Annotated in this window: 25 protein-coding genes and 1 tRNA gene; 9 read left to right on the top strand and 17 right to left on the bottom strand. The window is 51.5% G+C overall.

Translation table 11 applies throughout. The annotated features are described in order from the left end of the window. Window positions 1–20: 20 nt before the first annotated feature. The 3 genes from AC2FNR_RS17685 to AC2FNR_RS17675 all read right to left on the bottom strand — a co-directional run bounded on the left by AC2FNR_RS17685 (window position 21) and on the right by AC2FNR_RS17675 (window position 4,306). Entirely contained in the window at window positions 21–1,061 is a 1,041-nt protein-coding gene (locus tag AC2FNR_RS17685; protein WP_496850435.1) for a PLP-dependent cysteine synthase family protein, read from the bottom strand. 80 nt (window positions 1,062–1,141) lie between these two features. Then, complete coding sequence (locus tag AC2FNR_RS17680; RefSeq protein ID WP_496850433.1) at window positions 1,142–2,848, bottom strand: alkaline phosphatase family protein; 1,707 nt, start codon at window positions 2,846–2,848, stop codon at window positions 1,142–1,144. A gap of 522 nt (window positions 2,849–3,370) precedes the next feature. Next, window positions 3,371–4,306 carry a hypothetical protein gene (locus AC2FNR_RS17675; protein WP_170804861.1) on the bottom strand — a complete coding sequence of 312 codons (936 nt, stop codon included), beginning with the start codon at window positions 4,304–4,306 and terminating at the stop codon, window positions 3,371–3,373. A 534-nt stretch (window positions 4,307–4,840) separates the two neighbouring features. Between AC2FNR_RS17675 and AC2FNR_RS17670 the strand changes: the two genes are divergently transcribed. Next, window positions 4,841–6,919 carry an autotransporter family protein gene (locus AC2FNR_RS17670; protein WP_496850431.1) on the top strand — a complete coding sequence of 693 codons (2,079 nt, stop codon included), beginning with the start codon at window positions 4,841–4,843 and terminating at the stop codon, window positions 6,917–6,919. Window positions 6,920–7,007: 88 nt separating this feature from the next. Here the strand turns inward: AC2FNR_RS17670 and AC2FNR_RS17665 are convergent, their stop codons facing one another. Then, entirely contained in the window at window positions 7,008–7,937 is a 930-nt protein-coding gene (locus AC2FNR_RS17665; RefSeq protein WP_496850429.1) for an SdiA-regulated domain-containing protein, read from the bottom strand. Window positions 7,938–8,119: 182 nt separating this feature from the next. On the opposite strand from AC2FNR_RS17665, the gene AC2FNR_RS17660 reads away from it, so the two are divergent. Continuing rightward, on the top strand, window positions 8,120–8,878 hold the full coding sequence (locus tag AC2FNR_RS17660; RefSeq protein WP_480746756.1) for a DUF4956 domain-containing protein: 759 nt from the start codon (window positions 8,120–8,122) through the stop codon (window positions 8,876–8,878). Here the strand turns inward: AC2FNR_RS17660 and AC2FNR_RS17655 are convergent, their stop codons facing one another. The 8 genes from AC2FNR_RS17655 to AC2FNR_RS17620 all read right to left on the bottom strand — a co-directional run bounded on the left by AC2FNR_RS17655 (window position 8,879) and on the right by AC2FNR_RS17620 (window position 14,236). Then, a complete protein-coding gene (locus AC2FNR_RS17655; protein WP_480870695.1) occupies window positions 8,879–9,820 on the bottom strand; it encodes a metallophosphoesterase family protein in 942 nt (313 codons plus the stop codon). It lies immediately after the preceding gene. Further along, entirely contained in the window at window positions 9,810–11,243 is a 1,434-nt protein-coding gene (locus AC2FNR_RS17650; protein WP_170710077.1) for a hypothetical protein, read from the bottom strand. The genes AC2FNR_RS17655 and AC2FNR_RS17650 overlap by 11 nt, the downstream gene beginning before the upstream one ends. A gap of 19 nt (window positions 11,244–11,262) precedes the next feature. Beyond that, window positions 11,263–11,907, bottom strand: coding sequence for a protein-tyrosine phosphatase family protein (locus AC2FNR_RS17645; RefSeq protein ID WP_170710078.1), 645 nt, complete (start codon window positions 11,905–11,907; stop codon window positions 11,263–11,265). 120 nt (window positions 11,908–12,027) lie between these two features. Continuing rightward, window positions 12,028–12,201 (bottom strand): hypothetical protein, encoded by a 174-nt coding sequence (locus AC2FNR_RS17640; protein ID WP_170493938.1) that lies wholly within the window; start codon window positions 12,199–12,201, stop codon window positions 12,028–12,030. 42 nt (window positions 12,202–12,243) lie between these two features. Next, the gene (locus AC2FNR_RS17635) at window positions 12,244–12,549 is read right to left on the bottom strand and encodes a hypothetical protein (protein ID WP_170804856.1); all 306 of its coding nucleotides are present in this window, start codon (window positions 12,547–12,549) and stop codon (window positions 12,244–12,246) included. Between the two features lie 53 nt (window positions 12,550–12,602). Further along, window positions 12,603–13,217 (bottom strand): hypothetical protein, encoded by a 615-nt coding sequence (locus AC2FNR_RS17630; RefSeq protein WP_170804855.1) that lies wholly within the window; start codon window positions 13,215–13,217, stop codon window positions 12,603–12,605. 55 nt (window positions 13,218–13,272) lie between these two features. Continuing rightward, the gene (locus tag AC2FNR_RS17625; protein ID WP_496850426.1) at window positions 13,273–13,734 is read right to left on the bottom strand and encodes a hypothetical protein; all 462 of its coding nucleotides are present in this window, start codon (window positions 13,732–13,734) and stop codon (window positions 13,273–13,275) included. Window positions 13,735–13,936: 202 nt separating this feature from the next. Further along, window positions 13,937–14,236: a hypothetical protein gene (locus AC2FNR_RS17620; RefSeq protein WP_282153901.1), complete on the bottom strand. Its 300-nt coding sequence runs from the start codon at window positions 14,234–14,236 to the stop codon at window positions 13,937–13,939. 569 nt (window positions 14,237–14,805) lie between these two features. Here AC2FNR_RS17620 and AC2FNR_RS17615 point away from each other — a divergent pair. From AC2FNR_RS17615 to AC2FNR_RS17605, 3 genes are all read left to right on the top strand, one after another. Beyond that, window positions 14,806–15,321 (top strand): DUF805 domain-containing protein, encoded by a 516-nt coding sequence (locus tag AC2FNR_RS17615; RefSeq protein ID WP_496850424.1) that lies wholly within the window; start codon window positions 14,806–14,808, stop codon window positions 15,319–15,321. Between the two features lie 73 nt (window positions 15,322–15,394). Next, complete coding sequence (locus AC2FNR_RS17610; RefSeq protein WP_496850422.1) at window positions 15,395–16,165, top strand: hypothetical protein; 771 nt, start codon at window positions 15,395–15,397, stop codon at window positions 16,163–16,165. Continuing rightward, a complete protein-coding gene (locus AC2FNR_RS17605; RefSeq protein WP_496850421.1) occupies window positions 16,149–16,685 on the top strand; it encodes a hypothetical protein in 537 nt (178 codons plus the stop codon). The genes AC2FNR_RS17610 and AC2FNR_RS17605 overlap by 17 nt, the downstream gene beginning before the upstream one ends. A gap of 338 nt (window positions 16,686–17,023) precedes the next feature. On the opposite strand, the gene AC2FNR_RS17600 is transcribed toward AC2FNR_RS17605, so the two are convergent. Continuing rightward, window positions 17,024–17,117: transfer RNA gene (locus AC2FNR_RS17600), tRNA-OTHER, on the bottom strand. Between the two features lie 465 nt (window positions 17,118–17,582). Here AC2FNR_RS17600 and AC2FNR_RS17595 point away from each other — a divergent pair. From AC2FNR_RS17595 to AC2FNR_RS17585, 3 genes are all read left to right on the top strand, one after another. Continuing rightward, a complete protein-coding gene (locus AC2FNR_RS17595; protein ID WP_496850420.1) occupies window positions 17,583–18,557 on the top strand; it encodes an adenylate/guanylate cyclase domain-containing protein in 975 nt (324 codons plus the stop codon). A 264-nt stretch (window positions 18,558–18,821) separates the two neighbouring features. After that, window positions 18,822–20,057 (top strand): adenylate/guanylate cyclase domain-containing protein, encoded by a 1,236-nt coding sequence (locus tag AC2FNR_RS17590; protein ID WP_496850418.1) that lies wholly within the window; start codon window positions 18,822–18,824, stop codon window positions 20,055–20,057. A gap of 437 nt (window positions 20,058–20,494) precedes the next feature. Then, the gene (locus tag AC2FNR_RS17585; RefSeq protein ID WP_171239031.1) at window positions 20,495–20,944 is read left to right on the top strand and encodes a DUF411 domain-containing protein; all 450 of its coding nucleotides are present in this window, start codon (window positions 20,495–20,497) and stop codon (window positions 20,942–20,944) included. Between the two features lie 72 nt (window positions 20,945–21,016). Here the strand turns inward: AC2FNR_RS17585 and AC2FNR_RS17580 are convergent, their stop codons facing one another. The 3 genes from AC2FNR_RS17580 to AC2FNR_RS17570 all read right to left on the bottom strand — a co-directional run bounded on the left by AC2FNR_RS17580 (window position 21,017) and on the right by AC2FNR_RS17570 (window position 23,325). Next, on the bottom strand, window positions 21,017–21,664 hold the full coding sequence (locus tag AC2FNR_RS17580) for a Spy/CpxP family protein refolding chaperone (RefSeq protein WP_496850416.1): 648 nt from the start codon (window positions 21,662–21,664) through the stop codon (window positions 21,017–21,019). Between the two features lie 74 nt (window positions 21,665–21,738). After that, window positions 21,739–22,227 carry a RidA family protein gene (locus tag AC2FNR_RS17575; RefSeq protein WP_496850414.1) on the bottom strand — a complete coding sequence of 163 codons (489 nt, stop codon included), beginning with the start codon at window positions 22,225–22,227 and terminating at the stop codon, window positions 21,739–21,741. 270 nt (window positions 22,228–22,497) lie between these two features. Then, entirely contained in the window at window positions 22,498–23,325 is an 828-nt protein-coding gene (locus AC2FNR_RS17570) for a sulfotransferase domain-containing protein (protein WP_170603568.1), read from the bottom strand. A 383-nt stretch (window positions 23,326–23,708) separates the two neighbouring features. Between AC2FNR_RS17570 and AC2FNR_RS17565 the strand changes: the two genes are divergently transcribed. Further along, complete coding sequence (locus AC2FNR_RS17565) at window positions 23,709–25,508, top strand: adenylate/guanylate cyclase domain-containing protein (RefSeq protein ID WP_496850412.1); 1,800 nt, start codon at window positions 23,709–23,711, stop codon at window positions 25,506–25,508. Between the two features lie 228 nt (window positions 25,509–25,736). On the opposite strand, the gene AC2FNR_RS17560 is transcribed toward AC2FNR_RS17565, so the two are convergent. Then, on the bottom strand, window positions 25,737–26,696 hold the full coding sequence (locus tag AC2FNR_RS17560; protein WP_496850410.1) for an alpha/beta fold hydrolase: 960 nt from the start codon (window positions 26,694–26,696) through the stop codon (window positions 25,737–25,739). Between the last annotated feature and the right edge of the window lie 25 nt (window positions 26,697–26,721).

Here is a 26,721-nt window from a genome sequence, read left to right as displayed (position 1 = left end):
TTTGTCCTCTTTGTTTGAATTCAGTGACATCCCGCCAAAATAACTTCGTAAGAGGCGGTTTCGCCGAAGTTTTCCATCACCCATTCTGGATCGTAGTAGGTGTCGAGATAACGGTTTCCGTCGTCACACAGAATAGTGACAATGGAGCCAGATCGTCCGGCAGCCTCCATCTCTTGCGCAATTTGCAAAGCCCCCCAAAGGTTTGTGCCTGTTGATGGGCCCGCTCGCCGCCTGATCCGATCTTCAAGCCAGAGCATAGTCGCAATGCTTGCCGCATCGGGCACTTGGATCATCCGGTCGATTACATCTGCCAAAAATGACTTCTCCACTCTGGGACGTCCGATACCTTCAATACGACTTGAACAGGGGCGGGTCAGGGTCCTGTCTCCAGTTCGAAAGCTATCAAAAAACACTGAGTTTTCGGGGTCCACAACAACCAATTCACTATTAAAGCCTTTGTAACGAATGTACCGCCCCAGCGTTGCTGAAGTTCCGCCAGTTCCCGCGCTCATCACAATTACCGATGGAATTGGATGTGGCTCTCGTTCCATCTGGCGAAAAAGGCTTTCTGCAATGTTGTTGTTTCCTCTCCAATCCGTCGCCCGCTCGGCGTACGTAAATTGATCCATGAAGTAGCCACCGACTTCAGCTGCCAGTTCAACCGAGGCCTGGTGCATGTCCGGCGCCGCATCGACGAAGTGGATTTCCCCACCTTGGAACCGGATTAGGTCGATTTTGCTCTTGGCGGTAGATTTTGGGAGAACCGCGGTAAAAGGCACTCCGATCATACGGGCGAAGTAAGCTTCTGAAACGGCAGTGCTGCCAGACGAGGTTTCGATTACACGTGTCCCTTCCCTTATTTTCCCGTTTACAAGCGCATAAAGGAAAAGCGAGCGTGCCAGCCTGTGCTTGAGGCTGCCAGTGGGATGTGTACTTTCATCCTTGAGATAGACGTCTACGCCCTTCAGCCCCCGGACGGGAAGCTTGAAAAGGTGCGTATCGGCAGAGCGGTGAGCATCTGCATTGATCTTGGCAATCGAATCCGAAATCCAACGGTCCATACCTATACTCAAACGCCCTGTTTAAGGTCCGTCAAGCTTGGGAAAATCGTCTTTGAAATTCATGGGGATGCAGGCATGCGTCACCAATCCATGACTTCTTGTAACACTTCGCCGCTCGCACCATTAGGACGTGCCGTGCTCAATAAGGCAGACAGTGTGGATGCGAGAGCAGTCGTGCAAACCCGGCGTGCGACCCGTTGCGGTTTTAAGTTCGAGCCAGCAAAGATTATCGGCACATGTGTGTCACCGCGCCACGGCGACCCGTGGGTGGATGTGACGGACAGGCCATCGAAGTCTGCGATGAACCAGCCGGGTTTGAAGACTACGTATATGTTCCCGGATCGGGTCGGATGATAGTTGTTGCGGATCAGGCGCATGATGTCGGTATCGGGTAGGAGGTTTGCTTCGATAGCCGTACTGGCGACGGCGAATGCCACATCGGGAAAGGATAGAAGCTCTTCTGCAATAGCTGACTCCAACGCGGGCAAATCAATATCACTGCGAGCCAATACTTCGGGGGCGATATTGAGATAGGGGTGATTATAACCTTCAAACAATTTCCCGGTGATCCCCAACCGCTCCTTAAGCTTGGCTATCTGTTCCGTCGGGTCCCATGTGTCCGGAGCAACAAGGCCAGTTCGGATGCCAACACTCTCCAAATAGCCCGGCGCATCGGTGGTGCCGTGGTCCGCCGATAGAACGATCAAAACGTTTTCCAGCCCAATCCGTTCGTCGATAAACGCGAAGAGATTCATGAGAGTCTGATCGAGGCGGTATATCGTGTCCTCGGCTTCAAGACTGGAGGGGCCAAACACATGGTTGACGTAATCCACGGACGAGAAGCTAATCGCCAGATAATCCGTTACTGCGTCTTGCCCGATGTCCTCGGCATCAATCAATCGTTTGGCAAATTGCGCCGTCAGATCGTCGCCCGCGGGACTAAGCGTTAAAAGGGTCGTAAAGTAGGGATTTTCTAGCGGGTCAATACCATTTTGCGTCGAAGAATAGCGATGAGGAAAGGTTATGCCGAACCCGGCGACATCCGTCTCCCATGGTTGGTTGTCGCGGTCGCCAAAGAGATAGGCTGCCTTTGGGTGCATCAATTCCCAAGAGGTTCCTTCAAAGGAGGCGCTCGGCGATGCGTCATTCCAGGCGGAAACCCAATCCGGGTATTTGTCGTAATAATACGAGCTTGTGACAAAACGATTTGCGGCTTTTGAGAACCAGAAGGCTTTGCCGCTTTGCCCCGCCATTGTAATAGCCCCACGGTCTTTAATTGAAACTCCAAAGACCTTGGCCGCACCAGCAGTTGAGGCGCTTAACTCGTCCGAAAGCGTCGTAACAAGCATAGCGCGTGGTGACCGCCCATCTGTGCCAGCTGCCGCCTGTGTTGGATCAATTTCAATATCGTCATTGACGCCAGCGCCATCTCCAAGAAGCGGAGCGGTGCTGTCTTCAACGTTGTAAACAACGCGGTTCAAGGTTCTGTCGAACCAGATGTTTCCGATCATCCCATGCACTGCCGGTGTTGCCCCGGTCGCCAATGTGGCGTGCCCGACAACAGTCTCTGTATTGGCATGGCAGTGATGCGCGTCCACATAGTGTACACCGTTTTCAAGTAAATTCTTTAGGCCACCCTCCCCAAGATTTTCAAAGTAACGTGTCGGAAGATCGCCACGAAGCGCGTCAACGGTCAGCTGCAACACAAGACGAGGAGGTTCTTGCGAATACGCAGGAGCGACTGCAACCAACCACAAAGACAAATAAGCGCTCAGTGTTTTGGTCATAATGTTTCCTTTCGCTGTTTTGCGCAGCAAATTAGTCGCGACTGCAATTGCGTGCTAGAACAACCCTCTTCAATACCAAACTGATAACAAAAAACGCTTCACGTCTACTTCTTCCGACCTACCGCGAAAGAGCCTGCAACACCCAAACAGATTGGAGCGCTAGCTGTTCTACCTCTGAAGACAATTTGGATATCTGCGGGGCAGAGGTTAGGGTATCAGCGACTGTCTGAGCGTTAGATTCAATATCTTTTGTCATATTCGCATTGTACGGGCCGACGGCTGGATTGCGATGCAATCGAGGTCTTGAAGGGCCACAGTCATAAACTCAAAGCCTTACATTGAAAAATTCGATGCCCTTTGCAACAAATATACGCATCTAAGGCGTTCCTCTCCCAACTTGTCGAGAAGTGCTCATTTAGTCGGGTACAAATTTGCAATTTCAGAAGTGCGACACCATTGCTGCCGAGCGCGGTGAACAGGAAGACTTGCGACCGAGGTTTTACTGTCAGCTGCTTTGCGGTTTTAGTTTTCGGAACGGCTTTCTATCTGTTCCCAACACCAACTGATCAGGAAAGATAGCCCTCCGACTAAAAAGACTATCATCGCAGCCGCTTCTATTCGAAAGACCGCAAACTCAATCGTTGGGGCCGTCACCAACAGAGTGGCAACAGTAAAGAACATCGCGGTCCATAGCGTGTTACCACCTACCCTGTGCACGCCTATGACAGCGGAAGCAAACCCGAGGATCAATAAGACTTGATGAGACAAGCCGCTGAACTCGAAACATAAAGCTGCCGAAGACCCAAGCGCCACGCCAACCCCAAACCGCAATGCAGCATCAGGCACTTTTTGAATTGGAGCCAAGACGCGGAATACGAACAACAACGAAAGCCAATAGGATTTTTGATTTCCGATTACGTGAGCGAGAAATGACGTCAAACTCATGCCGACAATTAAGAATAGCCAAACAGAAATTGCTTCTTTGGAAGACATGGGAGGTCGTATTGCTGATCCCGCCAAGTTAAGCCGAACGCTGAGCAAACTACCGACTGTTGCCGCGGCCAGAAAAACCACAACATGAACAACAGTACGCTCGTCGGGGGGGATCAGTAAGTACAAGAGCAATCCGTTCAATGCAGGAACTGTTGCAAATCCACCGTTCTTGTACCCTTCAAAAGCAGCCCAACTGATCAAGACAAAACCACACAGAAAGGCGATCCACTGAAGCGGGAAGAGTGTGCATACCAGTATGCTCACCAGCACCATCACAAACGTTCTGGCGTTAGCAACAAGACTAGAAAAGACAGACCCTAAAAAACCAGCTGAAAAACCCGCGACTGCCGCAATACCACCAAACGCAACGACCTGATCGCCAAGCAGTACGACGAGTACAGCTGTTGCACATATTATTGACGCCGTACTCCAAGAGAGCAATCTTCCATCGAACTTGGTTGGCACCCTTGTTCCTCCACTAAGCGGCTTTTCGTCGTGAGTGCACTTTAGCCCTTAGGAAGCAGACTCTTTCGAATTTTCTGAGACTCTTCACCGGCCCAAGTTTTTGACAGGTCAATGCGAAGAATGGCAGCGCCTCTATCTGCTGTTTGATAGGATTGCTTAGTTGCTTCAGAAAAATTTCCATAAGAGGAAACAAGCTTTAAGGTGGGTTTGACTTATTCGCTTAGATCGAGGGCAAGGCAGGTGTCAAACTATAGCGCTATAAATCTAAGTCGAGTTGCACGACGCAAGACTTTGGTGGGCTTCAGCTCAGCGATCTCAACTTATGTGATACTATCAGCCAGCGCCGCGGCTCAAAGCTCACAAGCCTGCGTAGAATTAGGTTCTCCCCGGATAGAGTATTCATCTGGATCTGAAAGCACTCGTGTCAATCAAACAATCTCAACGACCGAACGCACGTGTCTCCCGATCCCAAACGGGCCCATTACAGGGCTTACAATTGGAAACTCCTCAATCACGTCCTCAGGTGAAATTGAGTTGTATGTTCCCGGCCAAAACACTGTTCCAAGTAATGCTTCAGTTTTGACGCTTCTGAATGTTGATGTCGCCGCAGGTAGCGGAGACTTTGTTTCGCGAGAAGCCTTGGCAAAAAACATCAACGGGAAGCTTCGAGTGAACCTCATCGGAACTTCTATTGGTTCCGGCCGATCCATGACGTTTGCGCCATTCAACGGCGCGAATATCGACCCCACTGAAGTTTACTTCCAGTCCGACCGCCCGCTAACCTACGACAACCTGACCGTTATGGGAGCCACCGAAGTAGTCTTCGGGGCATATAATATTCAGACCCGAGTTGCTGAGGCTTCTGATTTCACGCTGACGAATAGTTCGATTTCTTCGACCAGCGATATGGCGATAGCCGCCGGAACAACCGTTCGGCTTGATGCGGCAAGCAGTTTGAACACCGTAAACTTTGAGAATTTTGGCACGCTGGCCGGAACGGGTACTGTGAACGCATTCAACTTCACAGTTAAGAACGGAGGGGTGCTTTCGCCGGGCTTTTCAATTGGTACACTCAACAATAGCGGCGGCATTGCCTTTGAAACTGGGTCAAGGCTCTTGACTGAAGTCGATCCGACGGCCGGGCAAAAAGCTGACTTGGTGTCATCCAGCGGGCCGGTGACGGGAATTGACCGCGCGACTGTACAAGTCGAAGCTGCTCGACCCGGTCTGACAGCGCAGGACTATGCTGCCGGCAACAACTACACGGTATTTCAAGCCTCAAGATTTGATGGAGACTCACCGACGCTCGTTGCAGGAGGATCCCTTCCAGCGTTGTCCAATCTGACGATAGCCAACACGCCGACCACTGATGGTCAGATTGATATCGCATTCACCGCTCAACCGGTCACAAGCTTACCCCAGAACCCAGCAGTTACCAATTCGCCAAATGCCAGCAATCTCGCTGGCGCGGTGGCCAACACCACAAACATGTCACCTGGAACCAATCTGACCAATGGCTCAACCTTGGGCAATGCCGTAAACACGCTTACCAATTCAGGCCTGGCTGGGTTTAACCGTGTGCACGCCGAACCCTATTCCTCGAACCTGACCGTTGGGCTTGAGCAATTAGACCTGATAACCAACACCGTGCTAAGCCACGCTGACTGCCGCAAGTATCAAGCGGTCGGCTTCAGCAATGACGATCAACCCGTTGCATCTGGCGACATCGACTCGGCCCAGAGACCGAGCGGCGCAATCGACTGCTCTGACCGGCGCTGGTGGATCGACACAGCCTATGTGAGCGGGGACGTTGATGGAAGTAACGGCCTTGGGACATTCGACTATTCGCTGGGCACCATTTTGGTTGGAGCGGACGTCGCAAGTACGGATCGAGGTGTGGTCGGCGTTTACGCAGGCTTCGGGACATCCTCCATGGATGAGCACGATCAAGTCGATCAGGACTTTTCGACCGACAGCTATCACGTGGGCGTCTATGGGCGTACGACAACCGGAACATGGGAGTTCTCTGGGCTGATCGGTTACATGTTCGGTGAAACCGACGCCAAGCGGCGAAACCCTTCTGTTGATGGCTTTACGGGCGGCGAAGCAAAGTCAGATTTGGACCAAGAGGGAATCCACGCCGGTATCCAGGCACGGAAGCTGTTTAGCCTGGACAACGGTGCTAGGGTTTCTACGGTTTTTGGATTGAACTACGGACGCATCAGACAAGGCTCAGGCACAGAAACCGGCGGTGGCGATTTCAACTATTCCATTGAAAAAGCGAACGCAGAGTCTCTGGTCGCTTCCATTGGAGTTGACTATCAACAGGACTTCTTGACAGAGAATGGTTTGCTAACCCCAATCGCCTTTGCCCGGTATGAATATGACTTCTTTGCCAACAAGGACAATGAGCACGAAATCACTGTAACAAGCCCGATATTTGGCACGTTCACGCAAGTCGGTCAAAACCGAGGAGCAAACGGCTTCGTTCTTGGTCTGGGGCTAGGGTATCAGATCTCTGATCTGGCCAGACTAACGGCAGGATATGGCTATTCAGTTCGCTCCAACGGCCAAGAACATGGCCTCGGTGCAAACTTAAGCGTTCGGTTCTGATTAGGGCGGGCCAACGAAGAGGAGTGGTAAGCTAGCTGCAACAACTTGCGGAAGCTATCGTGGCGGTGTGAACTTCATTCTCTAGCGATCAAAATTTGGGGATATTAAAAACATAAAGCCGCGATTTCTTGGCATCGTCTGTCAGGATATAGAGAAGCCCTTTGGTCTCATCGAGAGCGATTCCTTCGGGATGTTTAACTTCCTTTTGTTTGCCATCTTCTGTGAACGTCAAACTGATAGTCTTTACGGACTTGAACTCTGGATTGTAGATGAAGATTTGACGTCCTTTGTCGCTCAAAATCCAAAGAGAACGTGAGGACGGGGACCAGGCTAAGCCGCTCAAATCCAGTTCATCGTCATTCACGCGATCAGACACAAAACCAGATTCGCGATACAAAGGGATGATTTCATCAATCTCAGTTAGCTCTGGTGACAATACTAACAACAGCCGCGGCTGCCCTTCGATAACCACGAATACTCGCCCGGTGTCCGGATCGACGGTGATGCCCTCAGGTCCCTTGTTCAAAGGATTGCCGAGGAGCATTTCAGCGGCGGCCGAGTAACCTTTGAGAGATGTGAGAGGGATTGTGGTCAGTCGAACGGGGTTGGTTGGGTGAACAACTAGAATTGATCGGTCAGTTTCCTGAACCACCAAAACAGATCCATCTTTTCTTGATGCAACGCCCTCCAGATCTGATCCCTCCAATGATGGCAACTTAAAGGAGTTTCCCAATGTCCCGTCGATTCCAAGGAGGTGCAGTTTAGGTTCAGCGTCGCTTACTGACCACAAGAAGCCTTCAGCGTTGGACAGAGACAATCCGGAAGGTTCCGAGAAGCCTTCCGATTTACCCGCCACCTTGAAGGAGTCGACGAGTGTCAAGCCAGGACTCTCGGCATGGGCGCGCTCAATCCAAGCCAGCAATGCAAAAGCAGTGCTTGTAAAAGAAGCCAGTGTCCCAAGCTTGGGGAAGCACCGTGAAAACCCAAGTTTCGACCGAAGCAGCTTGTGTTCTGACATTGGATTTTCTCGCGCTTGGACCATATCCCTGTATCAGCGTTCGTATCACAGTCCGGATGCGATGTCCGAAGAATGCACGGAAATCTCTTTACCTGATCCCGCCTGTTGCGATTGAATTGAATGGGGCACGAAGTGCCTTTGGTGAAGCGTAAGCCTTTGGCGTGAGCAGGAAGGAAGACAAGTTGAACAAGGCTTTCCCACTCATGGCCGTGCTATTGATGGTGCTGTTGCCAGGTGCTGCGGTAGCACAAGTCGACCCCGCGACGATGCTGGCCGGTACTTCAGAGTCGGAAATACTTATCGAACGACGTTGGATACAGTTTCGGGGCAAACAGGAACTGTATTTTTTCACTCTCGATGTGATCGTCACAATCATTCTGGCTGGCTTGATCGTCTATCATCCGGTGAGACGCAAAGCCCGTAGAAGTGTCAGCGATATCGTCATGCCAAGGCTTTTCTTTCTCTATGCGCTTATCGGCATGGCGGTTGGCTTTCTGGTAGTTCAGCATGGGTCAATGATTGGTTTCGTTATCTTTGGCATTGGCGCGTTGCTCAGGTTTCGCTCCAATCTGGATGATCCGGTCGATACAGTCGAAATGATAATCGTAACGGTTCTTGGTCTTGCGGTTGGTTTGGGCTTGCCGCTGATGGCCACACTGGTGGCGATTGTGTGTTGGTGTTTTATTTGGCTCGGAGGGCGAAACAAGGGCGTGGAAATTTCGCTCAAGGCCACAGACGAAGAGCACTCGTTGAAAGTCAGCGGAGACATTGAAGCCATGGCCGCAGACGCTGGCTGGAAGCTTGTCAGAAAACACCACGTTCCCGGCAAATCTCGCGTTTCATTGCTTTTCATCACCTCGGGTGGACTTTCGGAAGCCCGGATAGAAGAGATGATAAACGACATGGTTCCTGAAAAAGTTGAACTGAAGCTCAACCTCTAGTCATTTGACAAGGTCCAAACGTTTCAACACCGCGTTCGGGGATCTGATCTCTTTCGGAAGCGACTTGAAGTTTACCGACCTTTCGAAATCAGGTCCTCGATATACTGCTATCCCAAATTCTCCGTTTGGCTGGAATGTAACATGAGTGAAGCTATGAGGTGATCTGGCGTTATCGCCAATAAGCCGCCGCGGGCCACCGCCCAAGCAAGCCTGGGAGACATAAGCCACGCCGTCTTTCCAACCTGGATAGAAGGCATGATGGTGGCCTGAAAGGTGCAGAACGACACCGCTTTCCAGGTAGATCTTTTCAAGTGTTGGGTCACCGATGATTTCGCGTTCGCGCTGAATCGCGAAGGGCCAGAGTGGGAGGTGACTGAAAGTGACAATCGGGTCTCCATTTGCGCCCAGTTCCTCAAGCCTGTCCTGCTGGTCGCCGGATAGAGGTCCCAAGGTCGTAGCGTCCAAAGACGCAAACGTTACGCCCTGCATCTCAAAAGCGTAGAAGAACGGGTAGTCATCCGAAACCAGAAAATCGACGTCTGGTTTTCTCGGTGTCCATTCCTCTGCGTATATTTTTCTTTCACGCTCGAACCCACGGTAGGCGGAGGCATCATGGTTTCCTGGCGTGACCGCAAATGGAATGCCGGCAGCCTCTAAAGGATCTGATACGGCCTCGTGAAACGCCTTCCACATCTCCCTGACCTGTTTGTCGGATAAGTTGGGGATGCGCTGTCCCGCAACCATATCTCCGGTCGAAATAACCAGATCTGGATCAATCTCGACTATCCGCTCAATCGCTTTGTCGACGCGGGCATCGTATCTTACCGAACCATAGCTTCCGTTCAGATCCGATATGACGATAACATCCAATGCCACCGCTTTGCAGGCGATCAGAGCGGTCCAAATGAACGCCGCAAAAAGGGTGGAAAGCTTACGGGGCATTACAGTCCACAGCCTCTACCTCGGTGTCGTTTCTCAAAAAGAATGCGACAGGATCCAAGTCGAACATCAAATCGCCATTTGAACAATTGTCCTGGAGGATGGACGTTGCCAGCTGGGTGTTTTTTACAACTTGTGCAATCTGCCTATCTGACAACCCAAGGCTCTGCGACAGCCAGCCGTAGACGGGACCTTGAGATTTAAGATCATTATTCAAAGAAACCAAGCGCCGATATGTGCTTGGAGAGAAGTGGCGAATTTTCTCCAGCATTTGAGTAGATTTCGCGAAGTTGGCATACTCGACACGCCCGCCAGCATCGTTGTCGTTTAGATTGCTGCGACGGATCAATAACGCGTCGGCGGGAACGTCTCCATCGTTTGGCTCATGGTGCTTGGCTTTCTTATGCTTCAGTTCTCCGTCTTCGACCCAATACCAATAGGGTGTGAAGTCTATGTTTCCCACACGGTCCTGCTGGCTAAAGATGAAATCGAGGAGCACGATCTCTGTAAGTTCTTGCATCCAAAGTGCCATCTGTTGGTCGCTGACATCGGGGCCGAGATCCTTGTTGATCATTCGGTCTTTTCGGCCTTCTTTAACGCCCTCTGCAATGGCTTCTGACAAGGGTTTCGAAGACCGCAAGGCCAAGAAAGCAGGAGTTTCCTGAAAATCGCGGTTTTGACCTTTTCCCCACCCAGATTTGCGTGTGCCGTTGATTTCCGAACCGTATCGATGCCCAGGACTATCAAGCAGTACACCGTATATTTGCATTCGATCTGCGGTGAATAGATCATCGGTCGGTTGGTATGAGTTCGGGTCAGCGTCCGCAGCTGCAAAGACCCGCCAGCCTTCATGGTTCATGCGCCCGCCGCGAGAGCCACCAGAAATCGCAAGGCCAGGCTCTGCGACCTCTGAAAAATGCGCCTGGGCGTCCATGCTGCGCCAAACGGCGACAGGAACTTTGACAGTCGTGTCGAAATATCGGGAGAAATGATAGTAAAGCAGCGACGAGGTGGAAAAGGTTCCACTGGTGCCCTTTTGGTTCATGGTGGATTTGAATTTGGCCACCCTGTCCTTGGCCAGATCTTTTGCTGCCTTCCCCTCTTTGCAAGCGTTTCTCTCGAATTCAGAACGGTTCTTCTTGTAGGGCCCTTCCGAAATATCGTAGACGGCCATTCCTGGGCTGGTGCTCCAGGTTTTCGGGCAAATAGCAATTTCGGTGGCATAGAAATCGATCTCGCAATAGGCCGTTTCTTCCTCAAGATCGCTTTTCTTATACTCGCCCGTTGGAATTTTTTCGATCCGAATACAGAGTTCAGTAATGCCGTTAGGACTATCAAATGTGGTGGCTTCACCTAGAACATCGTCGTTCGCCCATAAGACGGTGGGCGCAATGAGAGCAAGTGACCACAGAAGATTGAACTTCATTTGGATAGTCCTCCCAAAATCATTTAGGGCAAATCGCTGCCTGTTGTTCGGTGGAGATCTTCAATTTGGGGTCGACGCTGAAGTTGGAGAACTTTGAATCAATCCACTGGTCGCATCCGCCTGAACATGGGGCCCCGTTTCGGGCATCATTCCAATATTCCTTGGCCCTTTTCTCCGTCCAACCGCAAAACTGAACGAGCGCCATTGCCGACAATGCACCCGAGGAATGAACGCCCCACATGCAGTGCACCAGGACAGGACCCTTTCCAGGGTTTTTAATCACCTCGTGTATGGACGCCATGACAGCATCGGGTCGGGAGGATCTGGCGCCTTGATAGTCAAAGGATCCGTTTCCGCAACTGGTGCGACCGTATTCAGTGTTTTTGCCGAAGTCCGCATAAAACCCGGTTGAAAACCCCTCATCACACAAAGCTTCGCGTTGTCCTTCACTCAGGCCCGTTCGCCCCTTGTCGCCGCCTTTGAAACCGGAGCGATACAACACTCCGCTCAATACGGGTCGAAAGAAAGCGACGCCATCAACACCTCCATCGCCGCCCTTTGATAGCATTTGGCTGTTGCTTGGACCGCCGTTTCGGCTTGTTACGTCGGAATTCGCAGCGGTTGCGAGAACACCAATGAATATGAGGGACGTCAAAAACCGCATGTCAGTTCCTTTCTTTTCTCACGCGCCATATTCTCACACGCTTCACACTTGGTGGTCTGTTGGAGAGGCTCATTCTCGGCAGCTATATCGAGTGGACGATAATCTTTCTGCCGTGAAGCTTTAGATCGGCCACACCAGGTTGATGATAAAGACGACCACGAAGTAGGCCAGAAAAACTTTCCAGTTCCATTGGTGTTTGCTTTCTTCGTTGATCACGCCGGACGACTTCAATGCCAGGTTTGTGACAATCAGAGCGACAACGATGACCGCCGCATGTGCCAGATCAAAATGCATACTAGTGCTCCCTATTGCGGATGTTAGATCGATGAAAATGTGTCAGCAGTCACCTGATGGCAGCATAGTTACATCTGAGTACCTTCCCTCAGACGTCGTGATCCGAGCACATGCACCAGTATCTTTGTTAAACCAGTACGAGGTCAGCCCTTCGCTGCGGATGAGTTCAAATCCGAGACTCTGGATGCCCATTTCAGCCTGTCCCGCTCTTGCCCCTTCAAATGACGAAAGATCGCTAGAGCTGCCCACAGTTGGTGCACTTGCATCCACCGATCCGTCACTCTCGTCGCATGCTGCGAGCGCAGAAATGCACGTCGCGCCGATCACCAATAGGACCTTGGATTTCATCTTTTCGCTCCTTGCAGTATTGGACTTGAGATCCAGGATTTCTGGTCGATAACCTATTCAATTCCGAAAATTACGTTGTAGTCGACGGAAGAGTTGCTGCGATTGATAACCTCCACAACATGATCACCAGATTGCCAAAGCTGCCCTCGATACTCATTGTCCGCCGACATCAATCCCAGCAGTTCAGAACCATCGGGGTTACGAATGACGTAGTCCAAGGAGCCATTTTGCGGAGCAACGCGGACGTAAAGAAACTGTTCGTTCTTTGCACCGAGAAGGTATTGCTGCGACGCTCCGGGCGCGAGTTGGCCGACAAGTTCGGCGCCAGTGGAGCCGGCATCAAATTTGACACGCTGGCTACCAGTAGAACCGGCGGCACCTGCCATGGCTCCACCGCCATCATCCATCGCCTCGACAACCGACATCTCGCCGATGCTTCCATCCTTGTACGCGATGCAACGCCAAAGTGTTCCGCCTGCGTCACGTAACATGACGAGCGTGCCCGCTTCTGAGAACTCTGAGCTTTCAATCGTACCTGATTGACCGTCTGGTCCTCCAACCTGTCGCAAATGATCGATACACGCATCGTCTGCTTCAGACATTGCAAACGAAGCCGTGCCTGCGATTGCGAACATGGGTGTGAGGAGTTTGAGTAAATCGAGTTTCATCAGATGGTCCCTTGCTGGCTAATCCTTGGAGTTTTGTTCCGTGCAAATCGGAACCTCACTTGGCTTCTCGTAAACTTGACAGAAATTCATCGCATGCCTGCGCGCTGCCGACGATCTCGTCCGTCGTTTCAATTCCTTGCAGTGACGCCATTTCAGAATTTACGCGGTTGAGGATCTGATCCGCTTGCTCGGCGGTGATCAGGTTCTCGGCTTGTGCTCCTTTCAATGTGGTGCAGACACCGGCGGACAAGCCTGTCGCAACGCCGACACCCACCGCGGCCCCGCCACCCAAGGTCATCGCCCCAACCACGCCGAGGACGAGCCCGATCAGAATTCCCAAGATTACTTTTCCCATGTTTTCCTCCCTTTTGGTGAGAAAGAGTTCAGCCACCACTACTGGCGCAATCTGCGTGCCCATCTGCAAATGAAAATCAGCGCCAACAGGTTGAGCATCGGTGCAATCGCCGCAAACCAAGGCTTGGCTGACTCCGAGACCAAGTCCGCTAGAAATATCCAAGGCAGTCCCAACGGCAAAAGGAACACCCCGGACAAAGGGTCTTGTTCCTGTCCCAGCCAGCCAAATGTGCCTGTCAAGAATGCAATCAACGCCAACAGGTAAAGGATCGCAAATACGATGGTGGTTATTCTACAAACCAAGTCGAACTATCCTAAGACCGAGACAGTGCTGCGCAGCCGTTTTCGGTTACGCAACAGACTGCTCACAATGCGCCTTCGTCACCCAGGAACTCGATACCAGCTGTCGTGCCATCACTGTAAGCAATGCAGTTCCAAGGAGCGCGATCCTCGCCAACGCCGACTGTGACCTGTGTTCCCGCCTCGCTAAACGCGGATGAGAGCACCACGACTTGTGAATTGTTCGTTGTGCTGGCTACATCTCGCAAACACGCTTGCTGAGCCGGCGTGAGTTCGGCGGACGCGCTTGATGTACTCGTATCGTCGCAGGCCGCAAGCAGTGCGAAACAAGTTGCGCCCGCAATCATCACCATCTTGTTGGTCATTTTCTTCTCCCTCTGGTTCCCTTAAAATTTGTGAAATTGGATGCACTAGTTTGAAGCTCTCGCGTCTGGGCAGCCAATAGAACATACCTCGATCCTGTGACTGCCTTTCCTAAAACTTGCCGCGGGGGCTTGGTCGGTGGAACGATATTTCGTTGACTATCTGGGTCGCCAATAACGCGTGATGGCCGAATGACGTCGCTGGCAAGAGCTAGAGCGAGCTTCGGAGAGAGGGCGAGTTCGTTAAGTCTGGGCATCGCGTCCTCCCAAGGCTCAATCATTGTAAAGTGCCTTCCGACCGCCAGCACTCACTCTAGCAGTCGGAAGGGCCCGAGACATCGGGCAACAACGACAACAACGGAGGTAAAATGAAAGTTGTGTCAAATTCACATGTTTGAATCTAATTTTTAATAAATCAACATTTTTTCCGCGCGCAAACTTCTTTACGCTCTCGTACGATAGGCGTCTGCCCTCAAACAAAAAAGGTTAGTGGGCGCATGATTAAGGGCGCGTGAATTCTTCTGAGCGGCGAAGCGTTTGAGGCCGCAAAGAAAGTAAGAATGGAGTGAAAAATGGGATTTGGTGAAGCCGTTAAAACGTGTTTCTCGAAATACTTCCAGTTCTCCGGTCGGGCTATACGCTCAGAATACTGGTGGTTCTTCTTGTTTGTGGTTCTCGTGAGTGCGGCTTTAGCTGTGCTGGATACGATCCTATTCGGGACCAACCCTGAAACGGGGCAGGGATCACGGGTTCTGTCCTCTGTTTTCCAACTGGCCGTTCTCATACCTATGCTGGCCGCCGGTTGGCGGAGGCTGCACGATACAGGACGACCTGGCTGGTACTTGCTACTGCCGATGGCGCTCAGCATTGTAACTCTTTTTGTTATGCTGGGTGGGGTGGCGTTCTTCTCGGTATTGGAGCAAGGGACCGCAAACCCCGATGCATTGCGAGGACCTGCGGCCGTCCTGGGCGTGACCGGCATTGTTGTTGTCTCAATTCTTCAATTGGTTCTGTCCATCCTGATGATCTGGTGGCTTACGCGACCTTCCCAAGAAGGCGCAAACGAATACGGCGAACCTGTGTCCTGATCTGGTTGCCGGGGCAATTGACTGGAATCTTTGCTGAATGACTGCACGAAACGTAACACCATGGAGAGAAAAAATGAGGTTCAAAACGATCTCCATTGGAGCGTTGATGATGGCAATGGCGACCTCAGCATCGGCGGAGTGGTCGTTCAACACTGGGCCTAATCCCAATGCATTTATTCAAACCGGAAACATGACGCTGGAACTTCAGTGTAACCGTATCCGCTTTGCTCCGGCTGGATACGAGGACAGCCAAGACATTGTGCAGAAGCAAGGGCTTTCCATTCGTTTTTTGAAGAACGGCACTACCGAAGTTGGGGCATTTCAGGTTGGCGCAGAAAACGCTGCCTTACAGATCGTGGACAACTATCCAGTCGAGATCAGTTTCAATAATCAGCAGGATTATGATTTTGTGCTGGACCAGCTTGCAGCAAATGCATCGGTTAATCTGTCCATGATTGATCAAGATATCAGCTACGGAATCTTTGACTTACAAGGTTCCGGCGCGGCAATTCGGTCCCTTCGTTCCGCGTGCAACTCGGATGTTAGCCAAGAGGCCTCATACGAAGTACCCGAAGGCATCGTATATTGTGGTGGCGGGGCGATAAAACGCGTGATCGAACCCGTGATTTTGGACAACCCTGAGGGAGAGTGGGACGCGCGAGTAACAGTCAACGGTGATTCAATCAGAGCCATGACGGCCTACAGTTACTTCGGGAATTCTGAGCCGCCGGCCGGATTTGTCGTAGCCCTACTTGGGGAAGACAGGTCCGAGTTTCTGATTTTTAGCGAAGGCTCGGTAAACTGGCTGGAATACGGGGACTACAGATATGATCAGTGCAATTGATGCTGCCTTCCAAACACCTTCCCAAGTAGTGCGTCAATTGAAAGGTCTAGTTTCCAGGTTTGTGCTGGTCTCTGGTCTAGTATGGAACTCACCAACTTTCGCGGCTGATGTATCGCAACTTCCGCCCGGTTTGCAGGCGAAGGTTGATCTGGCGGCACAGGCCTGCGCGGAGTTCAACAACGGTCAGTTTGACTTAGACTGGGGTGCGGTTGAGAGGGTCGATCTCGACGGAGATCTACGACGCGACTGGGTTCTGAATGAGTCTGGTTTCGCGTGTTCAAGCGCCGCATCTCTATATTGCGGAACTGGCGGATGCGTCTCGCACTTCTTGGTTGAAGAGGAGGTACACTCGTTGCTCAACCAAGGCTGGACGGTCACTGATTTTGGGCGTCAACGCGTTGTTGTTGCGGATATTCATGGATCCAATTGCGACGGAATAAACCCAACGCCTTGCGTCACCGCCAGTGTTTGGGATGCGGATGCTAAAACGTGGCGCTCGTCTGCTGGCGATTGGGAGTAAGCTGCATTTGAGCATTGCAGATAAGCCATAGGAGCTGTTTTGTTCGATGGGCTTTCTTTAGCACGCAAACTTATGGGCAAATCGTGCAAAGTTATGCGCAAATACCGCGCAGAGTTATGGGCAAGCTTCCAAGATTTTCTTCAATGAAATCAATGTTGGGAATGCATCGTTATGAGCGTCCCTACAAGCAGTGTTGAGATGGAAGACCCCTCTCGAGATCTGGCAAGCCGGACCAGCCTTCGGGTGTGCGTCCGAGGCTCTCCTCGACCGATTGTTTGATGTCTTTGAAATCAATTGCGTTCGTGACGTCGTCCGCCATGTCGGACACCTCCTGAGGATGGTAGGAGGCGTCGGAATCGAACCGACTCGCGCACTCTAATCTGGAGCAATTACAAGGATATAAGCCTCGCCCGCATACCAATGCTGCCTCCCACGGATTTCGCGTGGGTTATCGACCTCAGGCCGATATTCGATGGCAGTGGATGCGTGTGTACGTCATGACCGCAAGCTGAACCAGTTCGCATAGCCATGTCAAGACGGCGCTTGCTGCACTTCGAAATTCACCGCGTAGTTCTGGGAACCTTCTAGCTTAGCGTGTGCCCGATACACTCATGCATCTTATTTTGCGGGTCAGTACAGCGTCGAGTAGCTCTCCGACAGCGAAACGATTCGATACCCTGTGATCCGGACTCGAACTCAGAAACTCCGTCGATAGTTCGCTCTGAACCGACGTGCGTCTTTTGATCTGCGTCTTATGCGCTCCGTTCTGGAGAAATACAAAAGTCTTGATCTGACCAAACCTCAGCGGCAGCATTGACCTGCATCTTTCGAAAAATGGAGATCCCGGTTGCAAGACCTTGTAAGCCTCATTCCATTTAGCGTCTCGAGTCATTTGTGATGATACGTTCCTCACCTGAGCTGCTGGCGGTTTCGAGGCGTTGGTATGAAATACTCAGAACCAAGAAGAATACTGACGAGTTGCAGGATTTTCTGTCGAAAGCAGATGAACTACGGTTCGTTGGGACAGGAGAAGGTGAGTTTTGGAGCGGGCAAGCAGTTCGCGATGGGGTTAGCGGCTTTTTCGCGGAGATCCCGGCACCAGTCGTTTTCGAAGAAGTTGAAGCTGAGGCCTTCGAAAACGGAGAGACGGGATGGTCATCCTTCGCCCACAAGATTCAGTTTGTCGGCTTTGATGAAGCCGTCTTTTACCGCACCGTTCTGATTTTTGTCCTGGAGGGAGCAGCCTGGAAGATCATCAATCGCCACGCTTCAGTGCCAACTCCAAATATTGAACTCGTGGGTAAAGAGCAGCTGGCCATCCAAAAACTGGTTGATGCTGCGCGCCAAGATGGACCCGAGCTGATCCAAACCGAAGGTTTGGCTTCAGTACTTTTCACTGATGTGGAGGGCAGCACAACGTTAGCGGAGGCGTTGGGCGATCAGCGTTGGTCGGTGCTGATTGAAAACCACTTCCAAGTCTTGGCGGCGATCATTGAGAAGTATCATGGCCAGTTCGTGAAATCCCTTGGAGACGGAACGTTGTCCGTCTTTCCGTCCGCGAAAGAAGCGCTAACGGCCGCTGTCAAGATTCAGAAGGCCATTGCATCGGCTGCCGAGGAGCCGTCTTTCGGTGTCCGGATTGGAATTCACACTGGCGATGTCGTGCAATCTCGTGGAGATTTTTTTGGCACTGTGGTCAACAAAGCTTCACGCATAACCACGGTTGGTGCGGCAGGCGAGATACTCGTTTCAGATGCGACTCGCGCCATGGTCGGAGGACGAACCGATTTCTCATTTTCTGAAATAGAACCCAGACTCCTGAAAGGTCTACGCGGTCACCACGTCTTGTATCGGTTGGAGTGGCAAGATTGAGTATATCGGTTGCCTCAATACCGACAGATCACACAGATACCCCGCAAAGCTCAGTCGCAAAAGTCTTGCGGTACGCGCCACAGCTCACATCGCCAGCAATTCCTGATGAATTGCGGCCATTGCCCCGGTGTCGCGCGTGCAATACGCCACAAGATCAGCATATACCTTAGGGCTGCAAGCGCAGTGGGAGAATTGAATTTGATGTGCCCTTGAAGTGAATTAGACTACGAGCCAACTGTTCAGATAGCTCACTAAGAGGACATCATGGCAGCTCCTTTAGTCCAAAACTGGGAACTGACTGCCGCCGTTAAGGACATAGCCGATTGGCTGGTTCAACAGGGCTTGGAGAATGCGCCTGTGGAGCTCTGGCTTGAGGCATTCTGCCAACGTCTTGTTTCGGCAGGAATTCCACTTCAAAGAGCAAACATCACTGTTCGCGCTCATCATCCCGAGATTGGGACTGTCGCTTTTCGCTGGCACAGGGAAGGCGGTAATGAGCGAGAGAACTTTGTCCGAAGAACGGATGCGCCTGAGCAATACGTTCTAAGCCCGATTTACCATCTTTTGGCAAACAACGTTGAAGAGATCAGACAAGATCTGACAGTCGAAGAACCCGCGCTCAACTTTCCGATCTTCGACGAACTTCGCGAGCGCGGTGCAACTGACTACTTCGCTGTGAAACGGTTTTTCCTTATTCAGGACAATACTACGCCAGTCGATCCAATGCAGGCCGAGGAAGGTGCCATAATCTCATTGACAACCGACGCGAGCGGGGGCTTCACAAGCGAGCAACTTGATGGTTTGCGTCAACTGATATCTCCACTTTGCCTGACGCTGAAATGTGGGGCAAACCGGCTGATGGCTGAAGACATAACCGCCGCGTATCTGGGCAAAGACGCCAGTAGGCGCGTTCTTTCCGGGGACATCACCCGAGGTTCATCGGAAACTATTTCAGCGGTGATTTGGTATTTTGACCTGCAAGGATTTACCAAATTGTCAGAAGCGCTTCCGGGGGACTCAATCATAGAATTGCTAAACGACTACTTCGCGGAAGCTGTTGACGTAGTCGAACGCAATGGCGGTAACGTTTTGAAATTCATGGGAGATGGAATGCTTGCCATCTTCGATATCAATCAAGTTCCGGACGCTCGCCGCGTCGCAATTCACGCGGCCGTGGAGTTGCGAAATACCTTTGAGGAATTCAACCAACGACGGCAAGCTGATGGTTTGCCAACGACCGGCTTCACTCTCTCGTTGCACGCAGGCGATGTTCTTTACGGCAATATTGGCGGTAGGTCTCGCTTGGATTTCACAGTGGTCGGCCCAGCGGTAAATACAACTTCGCGCATTTTAGGCATGTGCAGCGCGCTTGATCAGAACATTGTGGTTTCCGATAAGGTGGCGGGTGACTTAGTGGGCTCCATTCCAAGTCTTGTTTCCCTGGGGCAATACAGATTGCGCGGTGTTGCTGAAAGACAGGAGCTGTTCACGATAGACTAACTGCCGCTATTTGGAAGCTGCCGCAATGGGGTGTTGACCTGCGTCAAAGCAAAGGTAGCCGGATTGCTACTAGGTTGGTTTGCACATGGAACAGAACTGTTGGATCAAGCACCCGCGAAGAGCGGCATTCTTGGTCATAGTGATTGCATTGTCAGGGTGCACGGGCAGGCACCACCAAGGCAACTGGCATGGCCACGGCTTAGAAGGTTGCTATGGACCTCACCACGACGTTGATCGCGAGGTCCATTGCCGAACGCTCGAGTGAACTTGAGCCATACGCGATGCAACTCACAAAACGTTTGGCGACCAGTGTTATTTGGATTGAGATTCAGATCTTGTATCGAAACTGCCCGTTTGATGCTCAGTCCGGTAACATTGAAAAGTTTGGCCTTGGCACAATATCTTTGTAGTCCCATGAGGAAGCGGAGAAGAGACCAATGAAACGACGCGAATTTCTATTAGCGGGTACAGCAGCAGTGTTGGCTACTCCTTCCGTCGGACAAGAAGCCCCGCTCATAAAAGTCTACAAGACTCCAACCTGCGGCTGTTGTGCCGCGTGGGTAGATCACCTGATTTCCGCAGGATTTCGTACCGATACGCTAGACGTAGGGCAGGAGCAGCTGTGGTCGCTTAAAGAACAAATGAAAATCTCAGATGAGCTTTCCAGTTGCCACACTGCATTTGTTGGGGGCTATTTTGTCGAAGGTCATGTCCCGGCAGAAGACATAAATCGACTTTTGTCCGAACATCCTGAAGGCCTCGGCCTAACAGTTCCAGGCATGCCGATGGGTTCACCCGGCATGGATTTTTCAGACGAACGAGAACCTTATGAAACCTTGCTCGTTGGTCTGGATGGGACGACGAGTGTGTTTGCTCGACACAGCTGAGAGATTGGATGAAGGGCAATCAGATTTCTCAGCTCCATGTCCAACATTAGTTTGCGCTGATTTCAAAAGGATTCAGCTGCAATCGTTGTGTTTTTTCCACATGGCTGGGTCGTGGCCTTCGGGCACATTGGAGCACGGGTCGTTCGCATACCCTTTTAGAATGCTGTACTGTTGGATTTGATCTGCGCTCAACAGTGGTGTTGTTTGCAGGTGCCGGGACAGATGAACCAGTCGCAACTCGGCCCTGGCAGTTTCGGCCGCTTCAACAAGTTTGTTTAGCTCGGCCAATTCAAGCTGGTCACCGGCAAACGCTTCACTCAACGCCGCCTCGGCCTCAATAAACCGCTCGCCTGCGACGACTGCCTGTACGCGCATTTCAGAATGGATCGCCTCAATTTTTCTCAGCTGATCCTTCGAGAGTCCAAGTTCATCTTTCAATTCGCGCAAGTGTGCTGGGCCTGGTTTGCCATTCAGCTCCGCTGGTAAAGCAAAACCCCAACCTCCGCCGCGCCGCAGCTCTTCTAAATCGGTGTCAGATAAGCTTTTGATGGTCCTGGATTGCAGTCCGGCGTATGGCGTGACTTCAGCGTCGTGAGTGTGACTTTGCGCGAGTGCTACTTGAGAGTATTGGATCGTACAGAGCGCCGTTACAATCAGAAACTTAGGCATAATCTTAATCATGAAGTCTCCTTTCTGGCTCACCCAAATGCCTTCTTCCATACAGTACTTCTGCCCGGCGCAGCGACATTCCTGCTCCTCTTTGACCGGTACGTCGTTCCGGATTCACGTGTATTCTAGGCCGTTGAGACAATAACCTCAGCTTCGATTTCAATTGGGAAGTTGATTGGTAGGCCTGCCACCCCGACCGCCGTACGTAAATGGCGGCCAATCTCTTCTCCAAAGACGTCAATGATCAAATCCGTGAAACCGTTGAGAACCGCAGGCGTATCGCTGAAGCCAGATTTGCAATTTATCATCCCATGAACTCGGCACCACCCCGTTATTCGGTTTAGACTGCCAAGTTCGCGCTTTAGACTGCCGAGAATAGAAAGCCCGACTTTGCGTGCTGAGGCGTAGCCCTCTTCCACAGACACATTTTCTCCGACTGCTCCAAATGGCCCGGCCGGAGTACCGTCTATTTCTTGTGGTCCATGACCAGATACGAACGCCCGGTCGCCCCGAACGTTAATCCACGGAAATGGCAACACCATACCAACAGGCAATTTTAGCGGCGCAGGTAAAATGATGTTGCGGTCTACCAATCGCTGTTCAGCGTCGATCATGGTACTCTCCCTCGCAGCACTTGCATGGATCTTACCATAAACCATGCCCAAAGCTGGCCTCGACCACCAAACTTTGCAAGTTCCGCTTTGTCCGCATCTGAGACATAGGACGAAACCGCGGCGAACGGCCGTGGTTGGTAACGGCAAAGCCTGGCCGCGGTCGCTGGCCATGAATGACCGCTCATCGAGGTTACGGGTCATCCGGAAAAAATCCCAGATGGCCGAGACGACCCCAGAGCGGCTATCTTAATTTATTCAGCGAGCAACGTCCTAAGCAGTAAGCTCTCCGCCAGACTGAAGCCATCGCGCGTCGTCTTCCGGGAGCAACTCTGCAAGACGTTTGTGAAAGGCACGAAGGTCTTCGTCTGAAAGCTTGCCCTCCCACTTGCGACTGCTTGCGCTATCAAAGAAGGCTGACGGGTCTTTGAAGGTTGTGGACCGTCGTGTTTTTTCTTTGGCACTCGCGCGCGCATTAGCTTGCATGTTCTCGAACTGCATACTTTCCGCAATCGCGGCCAACATTTTATCGTCAATTTTGAGGCCGAGTACGGAAGCTAGCTTTCTGGTATGAGAGAGTAAATCGCGCCGCATATCGGCGTAGTGGAAAATGTGTATGCTGGGATATTGGATGTTTGACTTGAAGGACTTGAAGTGATGAACGATGGCCTCAAGGGTGATCCCATCGGCCATCGCCTCTCGAACGGTCTCACCAAGAAAAAGGGCGAATGAAGCTGTCGGCTCATCCGGGAACCTGTCTTGGATCAGGTCTTCCTTCAGGTTTGCCACATGTTGGCGCATCGAAAAATGTGCGTCGATTGGGTGTCTGTACACCGCGATGTAGGTGCAATCTGGATCGAAAGGAATGCCGTCAAAAGGCGTATGGGTCTTGATGCATCTTCTGTGGTTTTGAGCTTCGAACATTCGAGCTATGGGGAGTTGATCTCGAAACGCAGGGTCGAGCCAAACCGACAGGTCATCCATGACCTTGTCCATACCAGGCTTTTCAAACAAGAGCGACAGCACAAGGGCCTGTGTCCATGTTGTTCCGCACTTAGGCGGTGTTGCTACAATCACATCTCCTTGGCGCAGCGCGAACATGTCCCAAATCCGATTGTCGGTGAGACGTGTTCTGTACTCGAATGCCTTTCTTGAAGACGCTCGTATTGTCATTCTGATTTCCGCTAATGGACCCTTAATGAAACGATAGCAAGCATGCGGCGCTGAACCTAGAATTTTGATGGCACCCGAGTAGGAAGGCCTTTCAATGTGCCAAGCCAAAACCTTGCATTCGCGGCTAGAAGCTCGTTTTGCCCTCAAGGCAGTCATACGCGGCACCTTGCTCCAGTGCCTGTGCTGCGGTGTAAAGTCGAAATTACAAAGTTCGGTTTTTCGAGGTCCGCTTCTGCCTAGTTTACCCAAAAGCAAAAAGCTTGCGTGTCGTTATTCGGTCACTGATGTTCATTGAATATTGATCGCGATTTATGCGCGAAACCCCTAATATCCCTTTGACACTCCTTCACAATGGATACGCGGGAGGATTTTGTTTGGAGCGGTACTTGGCTGCCATACTCGTGGCTGATGTTGTTGGCTATAGCGCGCTTGTCAGTGCTAACGAGGAAGCCGCATTGCACACATATAGGGGCCACTTTAGGGCGCTGGAGCCGCATGTCGGCCTGAATGGCGGACGCCTATTCAAAAGAACCGGTGACGGTTTTCTTGCAGAGTTTTCCTCGGTTGTAGATGCGCTAGCATGTGCGGAAACGATGCAACGTCAGATGGCTGAGCGGAACGGGGCGCGCGGGCAAAGTCCGGAAATGCAATTCCGTATGGGAATTCACGCGGGCGATGTTTTTGATGACGACGGTGATGTTCTTGGTGACGGCGTCAACATCGCGGCCCGGCTGGAAGGTCTTGCTCCTCCCGGAGGGATCATCGTTTCAGGTCGGGTTTACGAAGACCTTGTGGGTAAGGTGGATGTATCATTCACCGAATTGGGGCCGCAATATCTGAAGAATATCACACGCCCTGTAACTGCTTACTCGGTACAAACAGCATTTGCTACTGAATCCCCGATAATTCAATCTCGCCCAGACAAGCCATCGGTGGCCGTTTTGGCGTTTGACAATCTTTCGCCTGATGCTGAACAGGATTACATTGCAGAAGGTATAGCCGAAGATATAATAACCAGCTTATCCAGAGTGCCCTGGATATTCGTGGTCGCCCGAAATTCCTCTTTTTCTTACAAAGGGCTTTCGGTTGATGTGCGTCGTATCGGCCGAGAGCTTGGTGTCCGCTATATATTAGAAGGGTCCGTTCGCGGCGCTGGTGACCGGTTGCGTGTCACGGGTCAGCTGATTGATGCGGAAACCGGGTCTCATGTTTGGGCGGATCGATACGATGGCAAGCTCGATGATGTTTTTGAGCTTCAGGACCAGATTACCGAGGCTGTCGTTGCTTCGATTGCGCCAGGTATCCGACAAGCTGAAATAGACCGTGCTGCTCACAAGCGCCCTGACACCCTTGGAGCCTATGATCACTTCCTACGTGCGCAGTCCTTGATCTACAGGTTCAATTTCACTGAAGCAGACGACCATTTGTCAAAAGCTCTTTCACTCTCAAGTGAGTACCCATTGGCAAGCGCTCTTCGAGGCTGGATCCGCACTTTGCTATGGAACCCGGATACCCGTCCAAACGAGGCCCGATTTGATTGCGCAATTCGGCTGGCACACGAGGCTCTGGCGGCATCACATCTTGACCTAGAGGCGCAAGCATATGCCGGTTACGTACTCGCGTTTCTGTCGGAGGATACAGAGTACGGTTTGTCACTTGTGGATCAAGTCGTCGAGAAAAGCCCAAATTGCGTTTCAGCCTGGGGATCCAGTTGCGTACTGCATGGCCTGATGGGCCAAGCACAAACGGCACAGGCACACGCCAGGGAGGCGCTCCGACTTAACCCGAATGACCCACTAAACTACCGTGTCCACATGGGTATCAGCCTGTCGCAAATCGCGGAAGGGAACTGGCGCGATCTAAGAGAAACCGCCCAAAAAATGCGTGCATTTCATAATACTGTGACTGTCTTTCGCCTGAACGAACTTGTGGCGGAAATGGCTCTCGGCAATGGGAGCCGAGCTAGAGAGCTCGCAGGTATTCACATGTCGCGGGAACCCGATTTTAGCGTTTCAATGTTCCGGCATATGCGCGCTCGTATCTCTATCGCAAAACCAGAAATCTATGACGCCTACTATAAAATGCTAGCAGTCGCAGGCATTCCTGATTGACGACACCAGCTGTAGACCAGCGGCCAGTCATAGCAAGCATGCAGCATGTGGAAACGTTTTTTTTGCCGCTGGAAGAATGCACAATGTTGTCTGCGAACAGTCGTAGAAGTGAATAGCGGCGAACGGCAATCGAACCTTCGCGGCGCTCGGCGTGAACGATTGCTCTGCGGACAAAGCTACCATTGCCACGTTAGATCAGATTAATAGGTTTGCAGTTTCATGCTCTAATCAGAACAGATGCCCATACGTGCGAATTGCATGCTGTCTGTTTTGCAGTTCAAGTTTGGCGTAGATTTTACTTGTGTGGTTTCGAACGGTTTTTTCACTCATTTGAAGACTTCTAGCAATTTCTTTACCACTCATTGCTTGGCAGATGAGTCTCAGCACGTCCTGCTCGCGCTTTGTCAATTCGTTAAAGTCCGTCGTTTGACCGGAAAATGTAAATTCAAGCAAGCTCTTGGAAAAAGCGCGCCAGGCAGGTTCATCGCGTTGGATAATGTGATTTTTTCCCTCTAAAGCGGACATTGTCGCTCCGGGAATTTTCTGAGCGAGATGTTGTCCTTCTTCAAACGGAATAACCTGATCGTTCCTTGAATGGATCACCAGTGTTGGAACCGAAACCTTTGGCAGAAGGCTCTCAACATTTACGTCAGCGCGCGCCATAAGCAGGTCGGCCCCTGTCTCAGGCAAAACGGTCTTTTGGCAAAGATCTGTGAACCATGAGCGCTGTTCGACTGCCGCGCCAGGAAGAAATCTTGATGTGAATACATCTTGGAATGCTGGGTTGTCATTCTCCCAACCCAAGCGAAATATATCGATTACAGTCTTGTAGTTCTTGGCGGCAACCGGTCCACGGTGGTTACTGCCCCTTGCATAGCCGCCAACAAGTATCATCCCAGCGACCCTGTCGGGATACATGAGCGAATACGCGATAGAAGTCGCCGCACCCTGAGAAACACCCAGAAGATAGAATGGTTCATTTATTTCAGCGGCGTCGATCACAGCTTCGAGATCATCAACCCAGTAATCAATACTCAGATTCTCAACTCGCTTGTCAGATAATCCGCAGCCTCGCTCATCATATCGAACAAGGGTGAATTGACTTTCTAACATTTCGATCCAGTGAGACCAAATTGGACTGTCGAGATCATAACTGAGATGCGTAAGCCAATTAGCAGCCTTTACCATGGGCAGGCCGTTTCCGGATTTGCTC

This window comes from Ruegeria sp. SATB045 (assembly GCF_059613525.1).
Note: the sequence above shows the minus strand (reverse complement) of the source record. Positions and strands in the feature narration are given on the sequence as shown.

What these genes read in the sequence shown, in the direction of transcription:
- AC2FNR_RS17610 (WP_496850422.1), top strand. Translation starts at nt 15,395, where the DNA reads ATGAGGTTCAAAACGATCTCCATTGGAGCGTTGATGATGGCAATGGCG.
- AC2FNR_RS17645 (WP_170710078.1), bottom strand. Translation starts at nt 11,907, where the DNA reads ATGCGGTTTTTGACGTCCCTCATATTCATTGGTGTTCTCGCAACCGCT.
- AC2FNR_RS17565 (WP_496850412.1), top strand. Translation starts at nt 23,709, where the DNA reads ATGCGCGAAACCCCTAATATCCCTTTGACACTCCTTCACAATGGATAC.
- AC2FNR_RS17585 (WP_171239031.1), top strand. Translation starts at nt 20,495, where the DNA reads ATGAAACGACGCGAATTTCTATTAGCGGGTACAGCAGCAGTGTTGGCT.
- AC2FNR_RS17620 (WP_282153901.1), bottom strand. Translation starts at nt 14,236, where the DNA reads ATGACCAACAAGATGGTGATGATTGCGGGCGCAACTTGTTTCGCACTG.
- AC2FNR_RS17630 (WP_170804855.1), bottom strand. Translation starts at nt 13,217, where the DNA reads ATGAAACTCGATTTACTCAAACTCCTCACACCCATGTTCGCAATCGCA.
- AC2FNR_RS17605 (WP_496850421.1), top strand. Translation starts at nt 16,149, where the DNA reads ATGATCAGTGCAATTGATGCTGCCTTCCAAACACCTTCCCAAGTAGTG.
- AC2FNR_RS17680 (WP_496850433.1), bottom strand. Translation starts at nt 2,848, where the DNA reads ATGACCAAAACACTGAGCGCTTATTTGTCTTTGTGGTTGGTTGCAGTC.
- AC2FNR_RS17560 (WP_496850410.1), bottom strand. Translation starts at nt 26,696, where the DNA reads ATGGTAAAGGCTGCTAATTGGCTTACGCATCTCAGTTATGATCTCGAC.
- AC2FNR_RS17640 (WP_170493938.1), bottom strand. Translation starts at nt 12,201, where the DNA reads ATGCATTTTGATCTGGCACATGCGGCGGTCATCGTTGTCGCTCTGATT.
- AC2FNR_RS17650 (WP_170710077.1), bottom strand. Translation starts at nt 11,243, where the DNA reads ATGAAGTTCAATCTTCTGTGGTCACTTGCTCTCATTGCGCCCACCGTC.
- AC2FNR_RS17580 (WP_496850416.1), bottom strand. Translation starts at nt 21,664, where the DNA reads ATGGAAGAAGGCATTTGGGTGAGCCAGAAAGGAGACTTCATGATTAAG.
- AC2FNR_RS17685 (WP_496850435.1), bottom strand. Translation starts at nt 1,061, where the DNA reads ATGGACCGTTGGATTTCGGATTCGATTGCCAAGATCAATGCAGATGCT.
- AC2FNR_RS17635 (WP_170804856.1), bottom strand. Translation starts at nt 12,549, where the DNA reads ATGAAATCCAAGGTCCTATTGGTGATCGGCGCGACGTGCATTTCTGCG.
- AC2FNR_RS17570 (WP_170603568.1), bottom strand. Translation starts at nt 23,325, where the DNA reads ATGTTCGCGCTGCGCCAAGGAGATGTGATTGTAGCAACACCGCCTAAG.
- AC2FNR_RS17665 (WP_496850429.1), bottom strand. Translation starts at nt 7,937, where the DNA reads ATGTCAGAACACAAGCTGCTTCGGTCGAAACTTGGGTTTTCACGGTGC.
- AC2FNR_RS17590 (WP_496850418.1), top strand. Translation starts at nt 18,822, where the DNA reads ATGGCAGCTCCTTTAGTCCAAAACTGGGAACTGACTGCCGCCGTTAAG.
- AC2FNR_RS17575 (WP_496850414.1), bottom strand. Translation starts at nt 22,227, where the DNA reads ATGATCGACGCTGAACAGCGATTGGTAGACCGCAACATCATTTTACCT.
- AC2FNR_RS17615 (WP_496850424.1), top strand. Translation starts at nt 14,806, where the DNA reads ATGGGATTTGGTGAAGCCGTTAAAACGTGTTTCTCGAAATACTTCCAG.
- AC2FNR_RS17595 (WP_496850420.1), top strand. Translation starts at nt 17,583, where the DNA reads ATGATACGTTCCTCACCTGAGCTGCTGGCGGTTTCGAGGCGTTGGTAT.
- AC2FNR_RS17655 (WP_480870695.1), bottom strand. Translation starts at nt 9,820, where the DNA reads ATGCCCCGTAAGCTTTCCACCCTTTTTGCGGCGTTCATTTGGACCGCT.